Origin of the sequence: Bradyrhizobium sp. (genome assembly GCF_035652035.1) — a bacterium.
GTDB lineage: Bacteria > Pseudomonadota > Alphaproteobacteria > Rhizobiales > Xanthobacteraceae > Bradyrhizobium.
Genome location: NZ_DASREO010000054.1, coordinates 14,142 through 30,558 on the forward strand (window position 1 = coordinate 14,142; position 16,417 = coordinate 30,558).

The following is a 16,417-nucleotide window of genomic DNA, read 5'->3' on the forward strand; positions in this document are numbered from 1 at the left end:
CAAAACCTCAACGGCGGCGTTGTGCAAACCGTAATGAAAATGATGCCTCCCTCAATAGCGGTACCCTATCTGGTCCGTATAATTTGAGCGGCTCGCGCTTCAGCGTCGGACCGTAAAAGGTGGTTGCCGAATTTGATCATGGGGCGTTCAATCACGTAGTATGTCAGGGTTGCAATTGCAGTAGTTGCTACGGCGGTTCCGAAAAATAGCGTCGCAAATTCTGCGGTCGGCGTCATTTCTTTGACCAACGCACCGATCCAGGCGGCACACTTAAAGTGCAGCAGGTAAATGGAAAAGCTGCAACGACCGATGTGCTCAATGATGGGATTAAGTAGATAGCGACCTGCGCCGTTCGCCATGCACGCTACTCCGACGGCGAATAGTCCTCCAAACGCGGCATAATCCTCTGAGCGATGGAATGCGTACCAACCAACGCCCGCGATGGCGGCTAGCAAAATGCCCTCCAGAACGAGGCTCCGCAGGTTGGCGAATCGGCTTGCCACAAAGTAGCTGGCTATCCCGGCAGCGAAAATTGGGAGTTGGGTCGGTAGGGTGAACGCCATGAAGCTGCCGAGGTTAGGAGCGTTTGGGAAGATCCAAGCCATCGCCTCCAGGCCAGCCGAACGCCAGAGTTTTGAAACAATTACCGATATAGCGACGAAATAGAGCGCGCGCGGTAGCGATGTGATGCGCGTGGCGAGCAGCGGAAACAGGCAGTAGAAACCGACCTCCGCACATACAGACCAACCACCCGGGACAAGGCCAAATATCCAATCGGGGCGCGTTGCCTGCAGGAAGAAGGCCGCCCCAATGGCCTGGCTAATATTATCGCCGGTTGAGAAGTAGAGCGGGATCGCCAGCCAAAACATCGGCACGATTCTGAAGGCTCGGCGAGTAAAGAAGGCAGCGGCGCCGTCCCGGCGATCGCGCCAACTCATAAACAGCGTAATCGCAGAAACAACGAAAAACAATTGGACGCCGCGCGCGCCAGCTGCCGATACTCCAGTTCCGAATTCGGTGTATTGGCCAGTGTGAACCAGTACGACGCCTAGCACAGCGTAGCCGCGCAGCGCATCTATATACGAAAATCGCTTATTCACTCCGCGAACCTTCGCTATCTAAAATTGTTCTGCAATCGCAGGACTGTGCAAGTCCAAGGCGATCGGCCAGAATATTCCTGCCGGACCGCGATCGTGCGCCCCATCTGGCTAGGGCCGGTCGGTCGCAGATTTCCTCCTCGCGATCGCACACCAGAAGGGAACCTGATCGGAAAAAGAAATGCGATCGAATCCGGCGTCGTGAAGCATTTCCTGGATCTGAGCTTTTGTGAATCGCTTCTCCAGTGAAGTGCAGAAGCGATCGTAGGCATCCGTTCTCATCGTGTAGAAGCTTCGGTCTTTGTAGGCATCCAGCGGAACAGATTCCGTGGAAAGGCCGAGCCAACTCAAGATCGCACATAGCCGCGCGATAGGCCAATAAACGCCGATAGCTATCATCTGGCTGATGACGAGCCTCGCCCAACGAGGAAGGCTGGAGATCGCCAGGCGTGCCAAGTCGGTTATTTTCCAGATCGCGCGAAACCAGCGCGGCCGATTGTCGAGAGCGTAGTACAGGTAGATCAGGAACGGTGCGTCCGGTTTGAGCTTGGAACAGATCTGTCTCAGCGCACCGACCGTATCAGGGACGTGATGAAGAACGCCGAGTGAATAGGCGAAGTCCAGCGAATTATCAGGAAGAGGAATGTCGCCGACACTGGCAAAATGAAAGGTGACATTCGTTGCGCCGGCAAGGTTGCCCTTCGCAGTCGCTAACGCTTCATGACTCGCATCGAGAAGGTGAAGGCTCCCTACGCGAGCCGCGACCTGCATGGCCCATCGGCCGCTGCCACAACCGGCGTCGAGACCAACCGAGCCTGGCGGAAGGTCGGACCACGGGAAAAGCCGAAAATATTGATCAAACAGCCGCTCACGCTCGGCAACTTCGAGATCGTCGGCGCCTTGCGTAAATGTCGACCATTCGTGCCCAAACCCCGACGTTACAGTTGGATCTGCGTTGCGCACTACCAGCCCCTCGTTTCCCGAGGGGAAGGTAGCCCGCCTATGCAATCCAAATCAACCGAGCAATTCTACGGAGACCGCGGACGCTGATGACGGCGGCGCACTAGCCGTACGCGAGACTCAAAGGCAATCGAGAATTCCCGGCCTCAAAATAGCGCTGCCGACAAAAGCTGGCGCAGGCTGCTCCCGACACTCCAACCACCCGCAACAGGTCCACCCATTCCCTCATCGTCTTTTGGCGAGGTATCGTCATGACTGATTTAGCTGCGCTCCAGCGCATCAATCTGCAGCGCTGGAGCCATGCCAAGCCGACGCGAAATTTCGCTTCCATCGCCAGGAGGCTTACCGCCTCGGACGCCCGGTCGCGCTATCAGGCGGTCGCCGCCAGGACCGGCGTGCCCTGGCCGATGATCGCCGTCGTCCACGAGCGGGAATGTTCGCAGGATTGGACGCGTTCGCTCGCGCAAGGCGATCCATGGGACCGCATTTCGGTCCATGTGCCGGCGGGCAGGGGACCCTTCAAGTCCTGGGAGGATGCGGCGATCGATGCCTTGAACAATTGCGCGCCTTACGCCGGCCGCAACAAGGATTGGTCAATCGGCGCGCTGCTGACCAAGCTCGAGGAGTACAACGGGCTCGGCTATGCCGCCCGCGGCGTGCCCTCGCCCTATGTGTGGGCCGGCACCGATCAATATCGATCCGGAAAGTATGTCCGCGACGGCGTCTACGATCCAAACGTGATCGACAGCCAGGCTGGTTGTGCCGGGCTCTTGATGGCGATGAAGGCGCTCGATCCCTCCATCGCCTTCGCCGGCGCCGCTCAGTCATCCAGTCATGCGAGCACATCCGAACCGACCGCGCCGAAGAAAGCCGCGCCTGCGCCGCCGCCAAAAACGCCGTCACTCAAATCCCCGGCGCCCGGCTCGATCGGCGCCTTCATCGCCTCAGTCCTCGTCGCGCTCGTCGCCGTTTTCAAACCGAAAGGAAAATAGATGTTTTACGCGCTCTCCATCGGACTTCTTCTGCTTACCGCACTCATGATCGGTTGGATCGTCTTCACCTTTGTCCATGCGTGGATCTCCGAGGCCGGATCGTTCTGGCAGCGCACATTGAAGGCTGGCAAGGATTCCGCGACCATCGTCTGGGCCAAAGTGGTGCTCGTCGCCGGCGGCCTTGTCGCCGTGCTCGACAAGATCGCGACGCTTGCCGGTGATCCGTCGCTCGCCGCGCAGATCCAGCAATATCTCACGCCCCAGGTCGTCAGTTACGTCATGATGGGAGTGATGGCCGTCAACGTCTGGGCCCGCCTGCGCACGCTCAACAAGTAGGAGGGCGCATCAGATGTGGCTTGCGCTCGCCAAATGGCTGGCCGGCTTTGTTACGGGCCCGGTGTTCGACGACCTCCTGAAGGGGTACCAGGCCAAGCTCGCCGCCGGCAACACGTCGGAAAACATCGCCGCCGATCTCGCCGCCAAGGAACTGGCTGTGCAGCAACGCGAGCTGGAATTGCGAACGCAACTGCGCATCGCGGAAATAGGCCATCCCTTCGAGCCGGATCGCCTGATGGGCTATTGCGTCGCCACCTATTTTTTCAAGCTCCTGATCTGGGACAAGGTCTTCGGGCTCGGCACGACCGACGCGCTCGCAGGCTTTGCCTCGACAACGGCAAATCTCATTGTCGCGTCGTATTTCGCCAAGCGCGGCTTCGAGAACGTCGCGAGGATCATCAAGCGATGATCCGACATCATCAAGCGATGACCGCATGACCGAAATCAGCGATGATGCCATCCGCGCCGTCGTTGCGGAGACGCTTAGTGAGCAACAGCGGCTGCACACAGGCGATATCGACGCCGTGGTCGATCGTGCGATCACCACGGTGCTCGCGTCCTTCGGCATCGAAGAGGAGGACAAGCGAGAGCTGCGCGCCGATTTCCAGCATTTGCGAAAGTGGCGCAAGAGCGTCGAGCAGGCTCAGGGTTTTACTTTCAAGGCCGTGATCAGCATCATCGTCGCGGGAATTCTCGGCGCGGTGTGGCTCGGCATCAAGGCGATGCTCGGCAAATGATTGCGGTCGCATTGCTGCTGACGGGTCTGCTGGCATCATCGCCGGCGGATGCCATTCCCTGCTGGGTCGTCAAGCGCGCGGTGGCGCAATATGGCGAGGCGGCGGCCGAATCCTGGGCGCGCTCAAAAGGCTTCTCGTCGAAGGATATCGAGCGGGCGAGGCGATGTCTCAAGTCGTGAGCCCCGCCTATCGCATCCGCGAGGTGGACGCCCGCGACGATGAGATCGCCGATATCCTGACCGAGCTGCATCGCCTGACTTTCTTTGGCGGCGCATCTGTTCCGCCGTTTGACGGAGGCCATTGGTGGCTGGCCTTTTCCGAGGCGACGCCGGTCGCGTTTGCCGGCGTCATACCATCGACGCATGTCCGCAACGCCGGATATTTCTGCCGGGTCGGCGTCTTGCAGCGCCACTGGGGCCACGGGCTTCAGTTGCGTCTGATGTGCGCGATGGAAGCACGGGCGCGGCGCAACGGTTGGACTAGCGTGGTGTCCGATACGACCGGCAATATCGTGTCAGCTAACAACTTTATCCGGGGCGGCTACCGGCTCTATCGGCCGCCGCTGCCGTGGGCATTTCCGGACACGCTCTACTGGCGCAAGGACCTCGTTCGCGCTCCTTCTTCTCATAGCACCCATTCGAAAAGGAGATAACGGCGCGTCCGCGCCGCTCAGGTCGCTTGGAATGACGGCAAAGGCCCGTATACAATCTCCCTCAAACAATAAGGGAAGGAACGGGCCGATCATGAGTGCGAGACCGAAACTGCCGGGACGGCTGCCGCGAGAGAAGGGGGCGCCGACCGCTCTTGACGGTCTACTGGTCGTCGATTTCACGCGCGTTGTCGCCGGTCCCGCCTGCACGCAGACCCTTGCCGATTTCGGCGCCACGATCATCAAGATCGAAAACCCCGAAGGCGGCGACGACTCGCGCCATTATGAGCATGCCGATCTTGCCGGCGAGAGCGCGGCCTTCGTCAGCCTGAACCGCAACAAGCGCGGCATTGCGCTCGATCTCACCAAGCCTGAGGCTTGTGCCGTGGCGCACGAGTTGATCGCGAAAGCGGACGTGGTCGTTGAGAATTTTTCGTCCGGCGTCATGAAGAAATACGGCCTCGATTATGCGTCGGTGGCGCCTCGCCATCCGCGGCTCGTTTATTGTTCGATCTCCGCCTACGGCCGTAAGGGTCCGTTCGCATCCCGCCCGGGCTTCGATCCGATCACGCAAGCCGAAAGCGGCTTCATGTCGCTCAATGGTTTTCCCGATGGCCCGCCGGTGCGCACTGGCCCGCCCGCGGTCGACATGCTGACGGGCATGTCGGCGGTCAACGCGATCCTTCTGGCGCTGCTGGCGCGCGACAGACTGGGGCGCGGCCAGCATGTCGAGGTGGCGCTGTTCGACATGGCGCTGGCGATGACGCAGTTCTACGGTATGGCCTATCTGATGAGCGGCGTGAATCCGAGCCGCCAGGGCAATTCACCGAACGGCTCACCCTCGGTCGGCATCTACCATGGCTCTGACGGGCCGTTCTATATCGCCTGCGCCAACGATCGCCTCTATCGCCGCCTCGTGGTGGACGTGCTCAACCGTCCCGATCTCGTCAGCGGCGAATTCGGCGACCGCCGCTCACGCAGCGCCAACAAAGATAAGCTGCGGGCGATCCTGTCAGAAGTTTTCGCGACCGACAGCCGCGAGAGCTGGGTCGCGAAGATGAAAGCCGCCAATATCCCTGTCGGCTATCTGCGGACCGTCGAGGAAGCCTTCAACTCGCCGGAAGCGCGCGAGCGCCATCGCGTCAGCGAGATTCCGCACCCCAAGGCGGGGAGTGTCCCGAATATCGAATCCCCGCTCAATATGTCGCTGACGCCCGCCATCGATCCGGTTGCCGCTCCGCTGTTAGGCCAGCACACAAAAGAAGTGTTGCGCGACACGTTAGGTTATGACGAGGCAAAGATTGCGGCGCTGGCCGAGGCAGGTGTCTTCGGCAAGGTCCTGGCCGCAGCCGGCTGATTGCTGCAATACATCGTTGAGCATGAAAAAACCCGGTGGCCGTTCGGCCGCCGGGTTTTTTGTCGTTTTGAGACCTATTGCTGAATCGGCCTTACTTTCGGGAGATCGCGGGGGTGTGTATTTTGGCATTCACGACAACCGCCATAATCAACCACTATAATAATGTGTCGCGCTAGTGTCCCGGTTCTGACATTCGTATTATGTCGCGGCGGGTTCGTTTACGAATGTCAGAACCAAAGGGACACTAGTAAATATATCATTCTAGTGAAGCTTTGACCCTGACGTTCCTTCGAAGAGATCGCTGCAAAACTGAAAGGAACGTCAGGATCGCTTCACTAGCGTTCCCCGCGTGGCCCCACCACCCCAAGGAGTATCCCCATGACGCATGCTATCCGCTTTCACAAGACCGGCGGCCCCGAAGTTCTCGTTTGGGAGGAGGTCAATGTCGGCAAACCGGGCGCCGGGGAAGCGCGTATTCGCCACACCGCCGTGGGGCTCAATTTCGTCGACATCTACAACCGCTCCGGCGTCTATCCGCCGCAGCAACTGCCGAGCGGGCTGGGTGGCGAGGGCGCCGGCGTCGTCGAGGAGGTCGGGCCTGGCGTCACTGAGCTGAAGGTGGGCGATCGTGTCGCCTATGGCGCCGCGCCGCTCGGCGCCTACGCCGAGGCGCGGCTCATTCCGGCCGAGCGGTTGCTCAAATTGCCCGACAGCATCGACGACAAGACCGCGGCCGCGATGATGCTGAAAGGTCTCACCGTGCAATATCTCATCCGTCAGACCTACCGCGTCAAATCGGGTGACACGATCCTGCTGCATGCCGCGGCCGGCGGCGTTGGTCTCATTCTCTCGCAATGGGCCAAGCATCTCGGCGCCACTGTCATCGGCACGGTCGGTAACGACGAGAAGGCCGCGCTCGCCAAGGCCCATGGCTGCGCGCACACCATTGTCTATTCGCGCGAAGACTTCGTGAAGCGCGTCGAGGAAATCACCGGCGGCAAGAAAGTGCCTGTCGTTTACGACTCCGTCGGCAAGGACACGTTCCTGAAGTCGCTCGATTGCCTCGCGCCTCTCGGCGTCGTCGCACTGTTCGGTCAATCTTCGGGCAGTGTCGAACCGCTGAATCTCGGACTTCTTGCCCAGAAGGGCTCGCTCTTCGTGACGCGTCCGACGCTCAACACCTACGCCGCCAAGGCTGAAAACCTTCGTGCCATGGCGAAGGAGCTGTTCGAGGTCGTGGGTTCGGGCGCAGTGAAGATCAACGTCAACCAGACCTATCCGCTCAAGGACGCCGCCAAGGCGCATGCGGATCTGGCGGCGCGCAAGACCACCGGTTCCACCGTCTTCCTGGTGTGAGGCGCGTTTGGCCCGCGTTCTCATTCCCCTGCCGGCGCGGGACTTCGATCCGAGCGAAGCCGCCGTGAGCTGGCAGGTGCTGTCGAAGGCGGGCCACACCGTCACTTTTGCAACGCCGGACGGCCGCTCTGCGGCGGCCGACGACATGATGCTTTCGGGGGAAGGCCTCGATCTCTGGGGCGGCATTCCGCTCCTCAAGAAGCTGCCGCTGATTGGCCTGCTGATGCGGGCCAATAGCGACGCGCGCAATGCCTATGCAGCGATGATCACAGATCGTAACTATGCGGCGCCGCTGCGCTGGGATGCGGTCGACCCCAGCGCTTTCGATGCATTGTTATTGCCCGGCGGCCATCGCGCGCGGGGCATGCGCGAGTATCTCGAGAGTGAGATGCTTCAGCGCTGCGTGGCTGATTTCTTCGAGGCGCAAAAGCCTGTCGCCGCGATCTGCCACGGCGTCTTGCTCGCCGCGCGCAGCATCTCGGCAAAGACCGGCCGTTCGGTGCTTTATGGATACAAGACCACCGCGCTGACCTGGGCGCTCGAGAACAGCGCCTGGAAGGTCGCTCGCATCACGCGTTTCTGGGATCCGAATTACTATCGTACGTACCTGGAGAAGGCCGGCGAATCCGATGGCTACATGTCGGTGCAGCAGGAGGTCACGCGCGCGCTGGCGAGTCCTGGCGACTTTCTCGATGTTCCCAAAACCGATCCTGACTTTCGTCGGAAGACCTCCGGCCTGCAGCGCGACACGATGGACGACGCGCGACCGGCCTTTGTCGTGCAGGACCGCAATTATGTTTCGGCGCGGTGGCCGGGCGATGTCCATACCTTCGCAAAAGCCTTTGCCAGCCTGATGTAATGGGGCGGCGAAGTCCTAGCTGTCATCATTTCAAACCCTAGCCGAAGCGCGGCCTCCTGTGCTTTGATGCGCTCCAAGGCCGGGGCCCAAAGAGGCCCTCAGTACCAAGCCGATAACGGCGGACGACGGTGATACTCCGTGGCCAAAAAGGGAGGCGCACTTGGAAACGCGAGGTCACTCTACGCCTGGTCGCACCATGCTGGCCAAGATCTGGGACCAGCATGTCATCGCGCGCATCAGCGATGATACAGACCTTCTCCATATCGATCGTCATTTGCTGCACGACCTCGGCGGTTCGCGCGGCCTGCTCGATCTCAAGAACCGCAATCTTTCCGTCCATAATCCCGAGCTGACCTTTGCCACGCCGGACCACGCGATTTCCTCCGCGCACGGCCGGGCAGGGACAACGAAAGTCGGGCTGGAATTGCTGCAAGGATTGCGCGCCGAAACCTCGGCAAGCGGCATCACGATGTTCGATGTCGACCAGCCTGGCCAGGGCATCGTGCACGTCATCGGTCCCGAACTGGGTTTGAGCCTGCCGGGCGCGCTGATCGTGTGCGGTGACAGCCATACCTGCACCCATGGCGGCCTGGGTGCGCTCGCCTTCGGCATCGGCTCGAGCGAGCTCGCGCATGTGCTCGCGACGCAAGCGCTGATCCAGCGCAGGCCGAAGACCATGCGCGTAAAATTCGAAGGCAAGATGTCCGCGGGCGTGACGCCGAAGGATCTCATTCTCACGCTGATTGGGCACGTCGGTGCTGCGGGCGGTACCGGCTACGCGGTCGAATATGCCGGCAGCGCCATCCGCGACATGGCGATCGAAGGCCGGCTCACCATCTGCAATCTGTCGATCGAGCTCGGCGCCAAGATGGGCATGATCGCGCCGGACGAGAAGACGTACGAGTTCATTCGCGGCCGGCGCTATGCGCCGAAGGTTGAGATGTGGGACCGCGCGGTCGCGGCGTGGCGGAAGCTTCCGAGCGATGCAGATGCGGTGTTCGACCGCGAAGTCACGATCGACGTCAACAGGATCATCCCGCAAATCACCTGGGGCATCAGTCCTGAACATGTCGTCGGCGTCGACGGGCACGTGCCGGACCCCGCCGAGATCGCCGACCCCGGACGCCGAACAGCGATCGAAACCGCGATCGACTATATGGGCCTTAAAGCCGGCGCGCCGATTGCGGGCACGCCGGTCGATTGGGTCTTCATCGGTTCCTGCACCAACAGCCGCTTGAGCGATTTGCGCGCGGCGGCTGCGATCGCGCGTGGTCGCAAGGTTGCCCCTCACGTGCGGGCGTGGGTGGTGCCGGGCTCGGAGACGGTGAAACGCGAAGCGGTCGCCGAAGGGCTCGACAGACTGTTCACCGAGGCCGGCTTCGAATGGCGCGAGCCCGGTTGCTCGATGTGCCTCGCCGCCAATGGCGAGGTGGTCGCGCCGGGGCAGCGTTCGGTCTCGACGTCCAACCGCAATTTCATCGGCCGGCAGGGACCGCGCGCCCGCACGCATCTGGCGAGCCCGGCGATGGCGGCGGCCGCCGCGATCTCGGGCGCGATCGCCGACGTCAGAACCCTGGAGCGATAGATGCCAAAGCCATTTACGAAGCTGAGCTCCATTGCCGCGCCGATCATGCGCAGCAATATCGACACCGACGTGATCATCCGCATCGAGCGTCTGGTCGGCACCTCCATTCGCGGCACACTGGGCAAATGGGCGTTCGGCTCGCTGCGTTATTTGCCGGACGGATCGGAAAACCCTGAGTTCATTCTTAATCGCGAGCCCTATCGCAATGCGGAGGTACTCATCACCGGGCCGAATTTCGGCTGCGGCTCGTCGCGTGAAGGTGCGGTGTGGTCGCTTCAGGAGGCGGGCATCCGCGCCATCATAGGTTCGGGCTTCGGCGATATCTTTTTCGCCAACTGCTTCCAGAACGGCATCCTGCCCATCATCGTCGACAAGGAGATCGTCGATACCCTCGCCATGGAAGTCGAACATAGCCAGGGCGCAGGGCGCGTCGGCATCGATCTGGAAGAGCAGACCATCACCTCGCCGTCCGGAAAGGTGCATCGCTTCGAGATCGACCCGCGCCGCCGCGCTGGTCTTCTGAAGGGTCTCGATGAAATCGAACTGACGCTACAGCGCGACAACGAGATTCGCGCCTTCCAGGCCGCCGATCGAGTCGAGCGGCCGTGGATTCATTTTGCGACGGACTTTGCCAGGGATCACGCATGAGCGCTTCATCCAACATGATCAATGTCGCCGTCGTCGGCGGCGAAGGCATCGGGCCCGAGGTGACCGCGCAGTCCCGGCGCATTCTCGACTGGTTCACCGCCAAACATAACGTACCCATGGTGTTGCGCGAAGCGCAGTATGGTCTCATTCCATATCTTGCGACCGGAAAGGTTTTGCCGCCGGATACGGCCGAGGCCATGGACGAGGCCGATGCGATCCTGTGGGGCGCCACCGGCGGACCTGAGACCAAGGAGGTGCCGGCGGAAGCGCGCAAGGCCGGCGGTCTATTGTCGCTGCGCCACAAATACGATCTCTACGCCAATTTGCGGCCGATCCGCGCCAATCCGGCGCTGTCGGAATCATCGCCGCTGAAGGCGCGCGTGCTGAAGGGCGTCGACTTCGTCATCATCCGCGAGCTCACCAGCGGCATCTATTTCGGCGAGCCGCGCGGCATCGTGAAATTGCCGGACGGTCAGCGGCGCGGCTTCAACACCGAGCAATATACGACGAACCAGGTGCGGCGCGTCGCCCGATCGGCGTTTGAGCTTGCGCGCACGCGGAGGGGCAAAGTCTGTTCGGTCGACAAGGCGAATGTGCTCGAGACCAGCGTGTTGTGGCGCGAGGAGGTCACGGCCTTGCATGCGGAAGAATTCCGCGACCTCGAGCTTAGCCACATGTATGTCGACAATGCCGCGATGCAGATCGTGCGCGATCCCGCGCAGTTCGACGTGATGGTGACCGGCAATATTTTCGGCGACATTCTGTCTGATTGCGCGGCGATGGCGTCGGGCTCGCTCGGCATGCTGCCGTCGGCCTCGCTCGGCCCGGTCGATGCCAAAGGCCGCCGCAAGGCGCTTTACGAGCCGGTGCACGGCAGCGCGCCCGATATCGCCGGGCGCGGCATCGCCAATCCGCTCGGTTCGATCCAGAGCGTGATCATGATGCTGCGCATGACGCTGAACCGCTCCGAGGATGCCGACCTGCTGGAGAAAGCCGTCGATCTAGCGCTGGCCAGCGGCGCCCGCACCGCCGATATCGCGGAGGCCGGCGCGCGCAAGCTTTCGACCAAGGAAATGGGAGATGCGGTGCTGGCGGCGCTCGACAAGGTCGCGAGCGAGCTGAAGGAGAAAGTCTGATGGTGATGCGTTTCACCCGCCGCTCGGCGCTCACCGTTATTGCTGGCGGCGCCAGCCTCGCGACGTCTCGCGCTCGTGCCGAAAGCATGAGCGGCCGGGCTATCTATCCGGTCGCGACGCCGATCTATCAGTCGCAATTCGTCGCCGACCGCCTCGGTTACTTCAAGGACGTCGGCCTCGACTGCAAGCTCATCCAGGGCGGCAGCGGCGTGAAGACGCGCGAGATCATCGCGTCCTCGCAAGGCGATGTCGGCATCGGTGACGTCACCCATCCGATGCAGCTCGCCAATCACGGCCGTGCTGGACGCATCCTGATGCCGACCGATACCCGCTCCAGCGCGGTGATGTTCATCATCCGCAAGGACCTCTGGGACCAGGGCATTACGACGCTGGAAAAGCTGACCGAGTGGAAACGGCCCGATGGCGGCAAGCCGATCGTCTCGGTCTCCTCGCTTGGCGGCACCAATCACGTCTGGTCGTCTTATTATATGGAGACGATGGGACTCGCCGAGAAAGTGAGATGGATCGGCACAGGTAACGTCGACACCATGCTGGGCACGCTCAAGAGCAAGCAGGCCGATGTGCTCATAAGCTCTCTCTCGCTGCTCGATGACTCGCAGGAGCAGGGCTGGGGGACGCTGTTGTTCGACGGCACGGATGAAGCGATCTGGAACAAATATATCGGCGGGAAGGTGCCGGTGACCGGCCACTTCACAGTGCAATCGACCATCGACAAGGACCGGCTGAAGATGCAGGCCTTCGTCACGGCACTGTGGCGCGCGGCGCAATGGATCAAGGCGCATTCGGCGGAAGAGATCTACGACGTGATCGAGCCTTATGTCGGCAGCACCTCGCGCAAGGCAAATATCCTCGAGATCACGGCGCTGAAGAAAGTCGCCGATTACGACGGGACCGTGGACGCGGCGAGCTTTGCGCGCGGCGAAAAAGTCTGGTTCCGGGAGATGACCGGCATCAAGCCCTTGACCATTGCCGAAGTCGTCGTTCCCGATTTCGTGGAAGCGGCCAAAAAGGCGTATCCGGGTTGACGGCGCGTCGCTAAAATCCGCACCAGCCAGGGGACGCCATGCCGCTTGATCGATCGCAGGATGTGAGCCGCATCGACGTCCGCGATCTGAACAAGACGTTTCAGCTCGCAGGGACCGCGATCGAGGCCGTTCGCGGTGTGTCCTTCCGCGTCCGCCGCGGCGAGTTCGTCGCCCTGCTCGGTCCATCAGGCTCCGGCAAGAGCACTGTGCTCAACATGATCGCGACCCTGATCAGGCCTTCGAGCGGACAGATCCTGATCGATGGCACACCAATTACGCCCGGCAAAGCAACTCCAAACGTCGGTTATGTTTTCCAGCGCGATACGCTGTTTCCCTGGCGCACGGTCGCCGACAATATCGGCTATGGCCTGCAGCTCGCCGGAAAGAGCGAGGCCGAACGCAAGGAGCGTGTCGCCGCCTGCATCGCCCAGGCTGGTTTGAAGGGCTTTGATCATGCCTATCCCTCGGCATTGTCGGGGGGCATGCGCCAGCGTGCCGCGCTGATGCGGACGCTGGTGGTCGAGCCGCAAATCCTGCTGATGGACGAGCCGTTCGGCGCGCTCGATACCCACACCAAGATCGACATGCATGAGGTGCTGCTGCGCATCTGGGAACGCGAACAGCAGACCGTGCTGTTCGTAACGCACGATCTTGGCGAGGCACTGACGCTCGCCGACCGCATCATCCTGTTCTCGGCCCGTCCCGGCCGGATCAAGGACATGTTTGAAGTTGATTTCCCGCGGCCGCGCGACGCTGTGAAAGTGCGCGAGACGCCGCGTTACGCTGAGCTGTTCCAGCACATCTGGCACTCGCTCGGCGAGGAATTCGTCAAGGGGCGCGAGCGATGAAGGCGGTGCGGAGTGGCACGCTCGGTACCCGTGCCTGGCAGGTCGCGATCTGCGTCGTCGTGCTGTCGGTGTGGCAATGGGGCTATCAATTCCACGCCCGTTTCCCCTGGCTCGTACCGGATATGCTCGATCCCTATTTCATCTCGAAACCTTCGGAAATCGTCGAGCAATTCCTGATCCTGAGCTGCCTCAAATCCAAGCTCGGCGTCTTCAACGGCTGGTTCAACGGGGAGTTCGCCAAATGCATGGCGCACTCGGAGAACAATCTCTGGGTCGCGACCGCCGTTACCTTGAAGAATACGTTCTTCGGCTTTGTCACCGGCGTCACATCGGGCTTTGCCGCGGGACTCATCCTTGGCCGCTCGGACCGCTTGAGCGCGATCTTTCAGCCGTTCATCACTGCGGTGAACTCGATCCCGCGCATCGCACTTGCGCCGATCATCGTGCTGGCGTTCGGCATCGGCGGCACTTCGAAGATCGTGACGTCATGGATCGTCGTGGTGTTCCTGGTGTTCTACAACACCTTCGAAGGCGCCCGTTCGATCGACGAGGGCTTTATCAATTCCGCGCGCCTACTCGGCGCGAGCGAGTGGCAGATCACGCGCACGGTCGTGATTCCATCCACCATGGCCTGGGTGTTCGCCTCGCTGACACCCGCGGTCTCCTTTGCACTGATCGGTGTCATCGTCGGCGAATTCATCGGTGCCGAACAAGGCATCGGCCGCCTGATCATCGAATCCGAAGCGCGTGGAGAAGCTTCCGGCATGATGGTGGCGGTCACAGTCCTGATGCTGGTCGGTGTCGTGCTGGCAGCGGGCATCCAGCGGCTGCAGCGCTATTTGTTGCGCTGGCAGCAACACAACCGTGCGGATTGAGGCGCTTGTCTATTCGAGTGCGAATGCTAAGAGTGCGCGAGCCTGGTTGAACGAGGATTTTCGATGAGCATCAAGGTCTACGGGTTCTGGCGGTCGATTGCCTCCTTTCGCATTCGTGTCGCGCTCAAGCTGAAGCAGCTCGCCTTCGAGGAGGTCTCGATCGACATCCTCCAGGGAAAGCAGTTCGAACCCGGCTACGACGCCGTGAATCCCGAGCATGTGGTGCCGACCTTCATTCATGACGGCCATTCGCTGTACCAGTCGCTGGCGATCATGGAATACCTCGACGACATCAAGCCGAGCCCGCGGCTGCTGCCGGAAGACATCAAGAAGCGCGCCTATGCCCGCTCGCTGGCGCTGATGACGATTGCGGATGCCCATCCGCTGACAGTGCCGCGCGTGCGCAAGCATCTGGCCAAGACCTTTGGCGCCGATGCGAAGGCGGTCGAGGAATGGGGCGCGCACTGGACCATCGAAGGGCTTTCGACCTACGAGCGCTTTCTCGCGCGCCGCAAGCCCGCGCCATTTGCGCTTGGCAAGGATGCCGGTCTTGCCGATATCTGCATCGCCGGCCAGGTGGTCGGCGCGCAATATCTCAAGATCGGACTCGAGGCGTTTCCGATTGTGAAGGAGCTTTCAGATCGCTGCTTTGCGATGCCGGAATTTTTGAGCTCGCATCCGTTCGAGCAGCCTGATTACAAGGCGTCGGGCGGGAAGCATTGAAGGTTTAGTTCACCCGTCATCGCGAGCGATAGCGAAGCGATCCAGTCCCTTCTTACTCCGGATCGCTTCGTCGCTTGCGTTCCTCGCGATGACGGTGAAATGGCGTTGGCTTGCCTGTGCTCTAAACATCCAGCCCGAGGATGCGCGCGGCGTTGCCGCCCGCAATCTGGGCCAGCGTCGCTTCGTCCATGCCGGCCACGCCAGCAACATGGCCGACGGGATTATATTCGCCCATGTCGAAGGGATAGTCCGTGCCCATCAGGATGCGATCGGGCCCGAACACGTCGATCAGATAAGCGAGCTGGTGATAGCTGAAGACGACGGTGTCGAGATAGACTTGCCTCAAGTAGGTCGTCGGCGGCAGCGGCAGTTCGTCATGCGAATCCTTGCGCGCGCCCCAGGCGTGATCGATGCGCCCCGAATAGGACGGCAGATAACCGCCGCCATGCACAGCCATGAGCTTCAGGTCGGGGAACCGCGCCAGCGTGCCCGAAAAGATCAGGTTATGCAGCGCGAGCGCCGTGTCGAGCGGATTGCCGAGCACGTTGTTGAGATAGAAATGCGTCAGCCGCTCGCCGTGGGTGAAGCCGTTCGGATGCATCATGATGAAGGCGCCGCGTTCCTCGGCGCGCGCGAAGAAGGGACGGAATTTCGGATCGGATAATTCCTGGCCGTCGACATTGGTCAGGATCTCGACGCCCTTCAGTTTCAGTTCGTTCATGATGTAGTCGAGCTCGCGCACCGCAAGCTCCGGCTCCTGCAAGGTAACGACGCCAAGGCCGACGAAGCGGTCCGGCTTGCGCGCGCAATATTCGGCGACACCGTCATTGGCGGCGCGATGGGCTTTTTCAGCGATCTTGGGATCGATCGAGTAGTAGCACTGCGGCGGCGCGGGCGCGACGAGCTGGACATCGATGCCCATCTTGTCGAGATCGTGCAGGCGGCGGTCGATGGTCGTCATGACCTCGGCGACATCCTTTTCCTGCTGCGCGTTGATTTCCTTCGTGATGTCGTCGGCAAAATGCGCCAGCGGCACGCGTTTCAGATCGACATGCGGCTGCGCGATTTTGGCGGCCTGCGGCACCACGATATGAGCGTGAATGTCGACCGTGACGGACGATGGACGCCGTGCGAGGCCGTCGGCGTCGTTGTTGCGTGCGGCGGTGCGGCCATAGCGGTTTTTGGTGTCGATCATGGAAAAACTCTGCTGTTG

Annotated in this window: 19 protein-coding genes; 16 read left to right on the forward strand and 3 right to left on the reverse strand. The window is 61.3% G+C overall.

Annotated features, from left to right (window positions below; genetic code table 11):
- Positions 1-65: 65 nt before the first annotated feature.
- Positions 66-1,100 carry an acyltransferase gene (locus VFB05_RS15230; RefSeq protein WP_325013559.1) on the reverse strand — a complete coding sequence of 345 codons (1,035 nt, stop codon included), beginning with the start codon at positions 1,098-1,100 and terminating at the stop codon, positions 66-68.
- Positions 1,101-1,208: 108 nt separating this feature from the next.
- A complete protein-coding gene (locus VFB05_RS15235) occupies positions 1,209-2,060 on the reverse strand; it encodes a class I SAM-dependent methyltransferase (RefSeq protein WP_325013560.1) in 852 nt (283 codons plus the stop codon).
- A 248-nt stretch (positions 2,061-2,308) separates the two neighbouring features.
- On the opposite strand from VFB05_RS15235, the gene VFB05_RS15240 reads away from it, so the two are divergent.
- The 16 genes from VFB05_RS15240 (at position 2,309) to maiA (ending at position 15,204) form a co-directional block, all read left to right on the forward strand.
- Complete coding sequence (locus VFB05_RS15240) at positions 2,309-3,049, forward strand: hypothetical protein (RefSeq protein WP_325013561.1); 741 nt, start codon at positions 2,309-2,311, stop codon at positions 3,047-3,049.
- Entirely contained in the window at positions 3,050-3,385 is a 336-nt protein-coding gene (locus VFB05_RS15245) for a hypothetical protein (protein WP_325013562.1), read from the forward strand.
- A gap of 13 nt (positions 3,386-3,398) precedes the next feature.
- Positions 3,399-3,794, forward strand: coding sequence for a hypothetical protein (locus tag VFB05_RS15250; RefSeq protein ID WP_325013563.1), 396 nt, complete (start codon positions 3,399-3,401; stop codon positions 3,792-3,794).
- Positions 3,795-3,819: 25 nt separating this feature from the next.
- Entirely contained in the window at positions 3,820-4,122 is a 303-nt protein-coding gene (locus VFB05_RS15255) for a hypothetical protein (protein WP_325013564.1), read from the forward strand.
- Positions 4,119-4,301, forward strand: coding sequence for a hypothetical protein (locus tag VFB05_RS15260; protein WP_325013565.1), 183 nt, complete (start codon positions 4,119-4,121; stop codon positions 4,299-4,301). Before VFB05_RS15255 ends, VFB05_RS15260 begins: the two co-directional genes overlap by 4 nt.
- Positions 4,286-4,774 (forward strand): GNAT family N-acetyltransferase, encoded by a 489-nt coding sequence (locus tag VFB05_RS15265; RefSeq protein ID WP_325013566.1) that lies wholly within the window; start codon positions 4,286-4,288, stop codon positions 4,772-4,774. Before VFB05_RS15260 ends, VFB05_RS15265 begins: the two co-directional genes overlap by 16 nt.
- Before the next feature lie 91 nt (positions 4,775-4,865).
- The gene (locus tag VFB05_RS15270) at positions 4,866-6,128 is read left to right on the forward strand and encodes a CoA transferase (RefSeq protein WP_325013567.1); all 1,263 of its coding nucleotides are present in this window, start codon (positions 4,866-4,868) and stop codon (positions 6,126-6,128) included.
- A 378-nt stretch (positions 6,129-6,506) separates the two neighbouring features.
- Positions 6,507-7,484 carry a quinone oxidoreductase gene (locus VFB05_RS15275; RefSeq protein WP_325013568.1) on the forward strand — a complete coding sequence of 326 codons (978 nt, stop codon included), beginning with the start codon at positions 6,507-6,509 and terminating at the stop codon, positions 7,482-7,484.
- 7 nt (positions 7,485-7,491) lie between these two features.
- On the forward strand, positions 7,492-8,343 hold the full coding sequence (locus VFB05_RS15280) for a type 1 glutamine amidotransferase domain-containing protein (RefSeq protein WP_325013569.1): 852 nt from the start codon (positions 7,492-7,494) through the stop codon (positions 8,341-8,343).
- Positions 8,344-8,539: 196 nt separating this feature from the next.
- A complete protein-coding gene (gene leuC, locus VFB05_RS15285; protein ID WP_325013570.1) occupies positions 8,540-9,928 on the forward strand; it encodes a 3-isopropylmalate dehydratase large subunit in 1,389 nt (462 codons plus the stop codon).
- Positions 9,929-10,576, forward strand: a complete 648-nt coding sequence (leuD, locus tag VFB05_RS15290) for a 3-isopropylmalate dehydratase small subunit (protein ID WP_325013571.1) — start codon at positions 9,929-9,931, stop codon at positions 10,574-10,576.
- A complete protein-coding gene (gene leuB / locus VFB05_RS15295; RefSeq protein WP_325013572.1) occupies positions 10,573-11,712 on the forward strand; it encodes a 3-isopropylmalate dehydrogenase in 1,140 nt (379 codons plus the stop codon). The genes leuD and leuB overlap by 4 nt, the downstream gene beginning before the upstream one ends.
- Positions 11,712-12,758 carry an ABC transporter substrate-binding protein gene (locus tag VFB05_RS15300; protein WP_325013573.1) on the forward strand — a complete coding sequence of 349 codons (1,047 nt, stop codon included), beginning with the start codon at positions 11,712-11,714 and terminating at the stop codon, positions 12,756-12,758. Before leuB ends, VFB05_RS15300 begins: the two co-directional genes overlap by 1 nt.
- A 38-nt stretch (positions 12,759-12,796) precedes the next feature.
- Entirely contained in the window at positions 12,797-13,606 is an 810-nt protein-coding gene (locus VFB05_RS15305; protein ID WP_325013574.1) for an ABC transporter ATP-binding protein, read from the forward strand.
- A complete protein-coding gene (locus tag VFB05_RS15310) occupies positions 13,603-14,481 on the forward strand; it encodes an ABC transporter permease (RefSeq protein ID WP_325013575.1) in 879 nt (292 codons plus the stop codon). The genes VFB05_RS15305 and VFB05_RS15310 overlap by 4 nt, the downstream gene beginning before the upstream one ends.
- Positions 14,482-14,544: 63 nt before the next feature.
- The gene (gene maiA / locus VFB05_RS15315) at positions 14,545-15,204 is read left to right on the forward strand and encodes a maleylacetoacetate isomerase (RefSeq protein WP_325013576.1); all 660 of its coding nucleotides are present in this window, start codon (positions 14,545-14,547) and stop codon (positions 15,202-15,204) included.
- Positions 15,205-15,325: 121 nt separating this feature from the next.
- Here the strand turns inward: maiA and VFB05_RS15320 are convergent, their stop codons facing one another.
- Positions 15,326-16,399 (reverse strand): amidohydrolase family protein, encoded by a 1,074-nt coding sequence (locus tag VFB05_RS15320; protein ID WP_325013577.1) that lies wholly within the window; start codon positions 16,397-16,399, stop codon positions 15,326-15,328.
- Positions 16,400-16,417 lie beyond the last annotated feature (18 nt).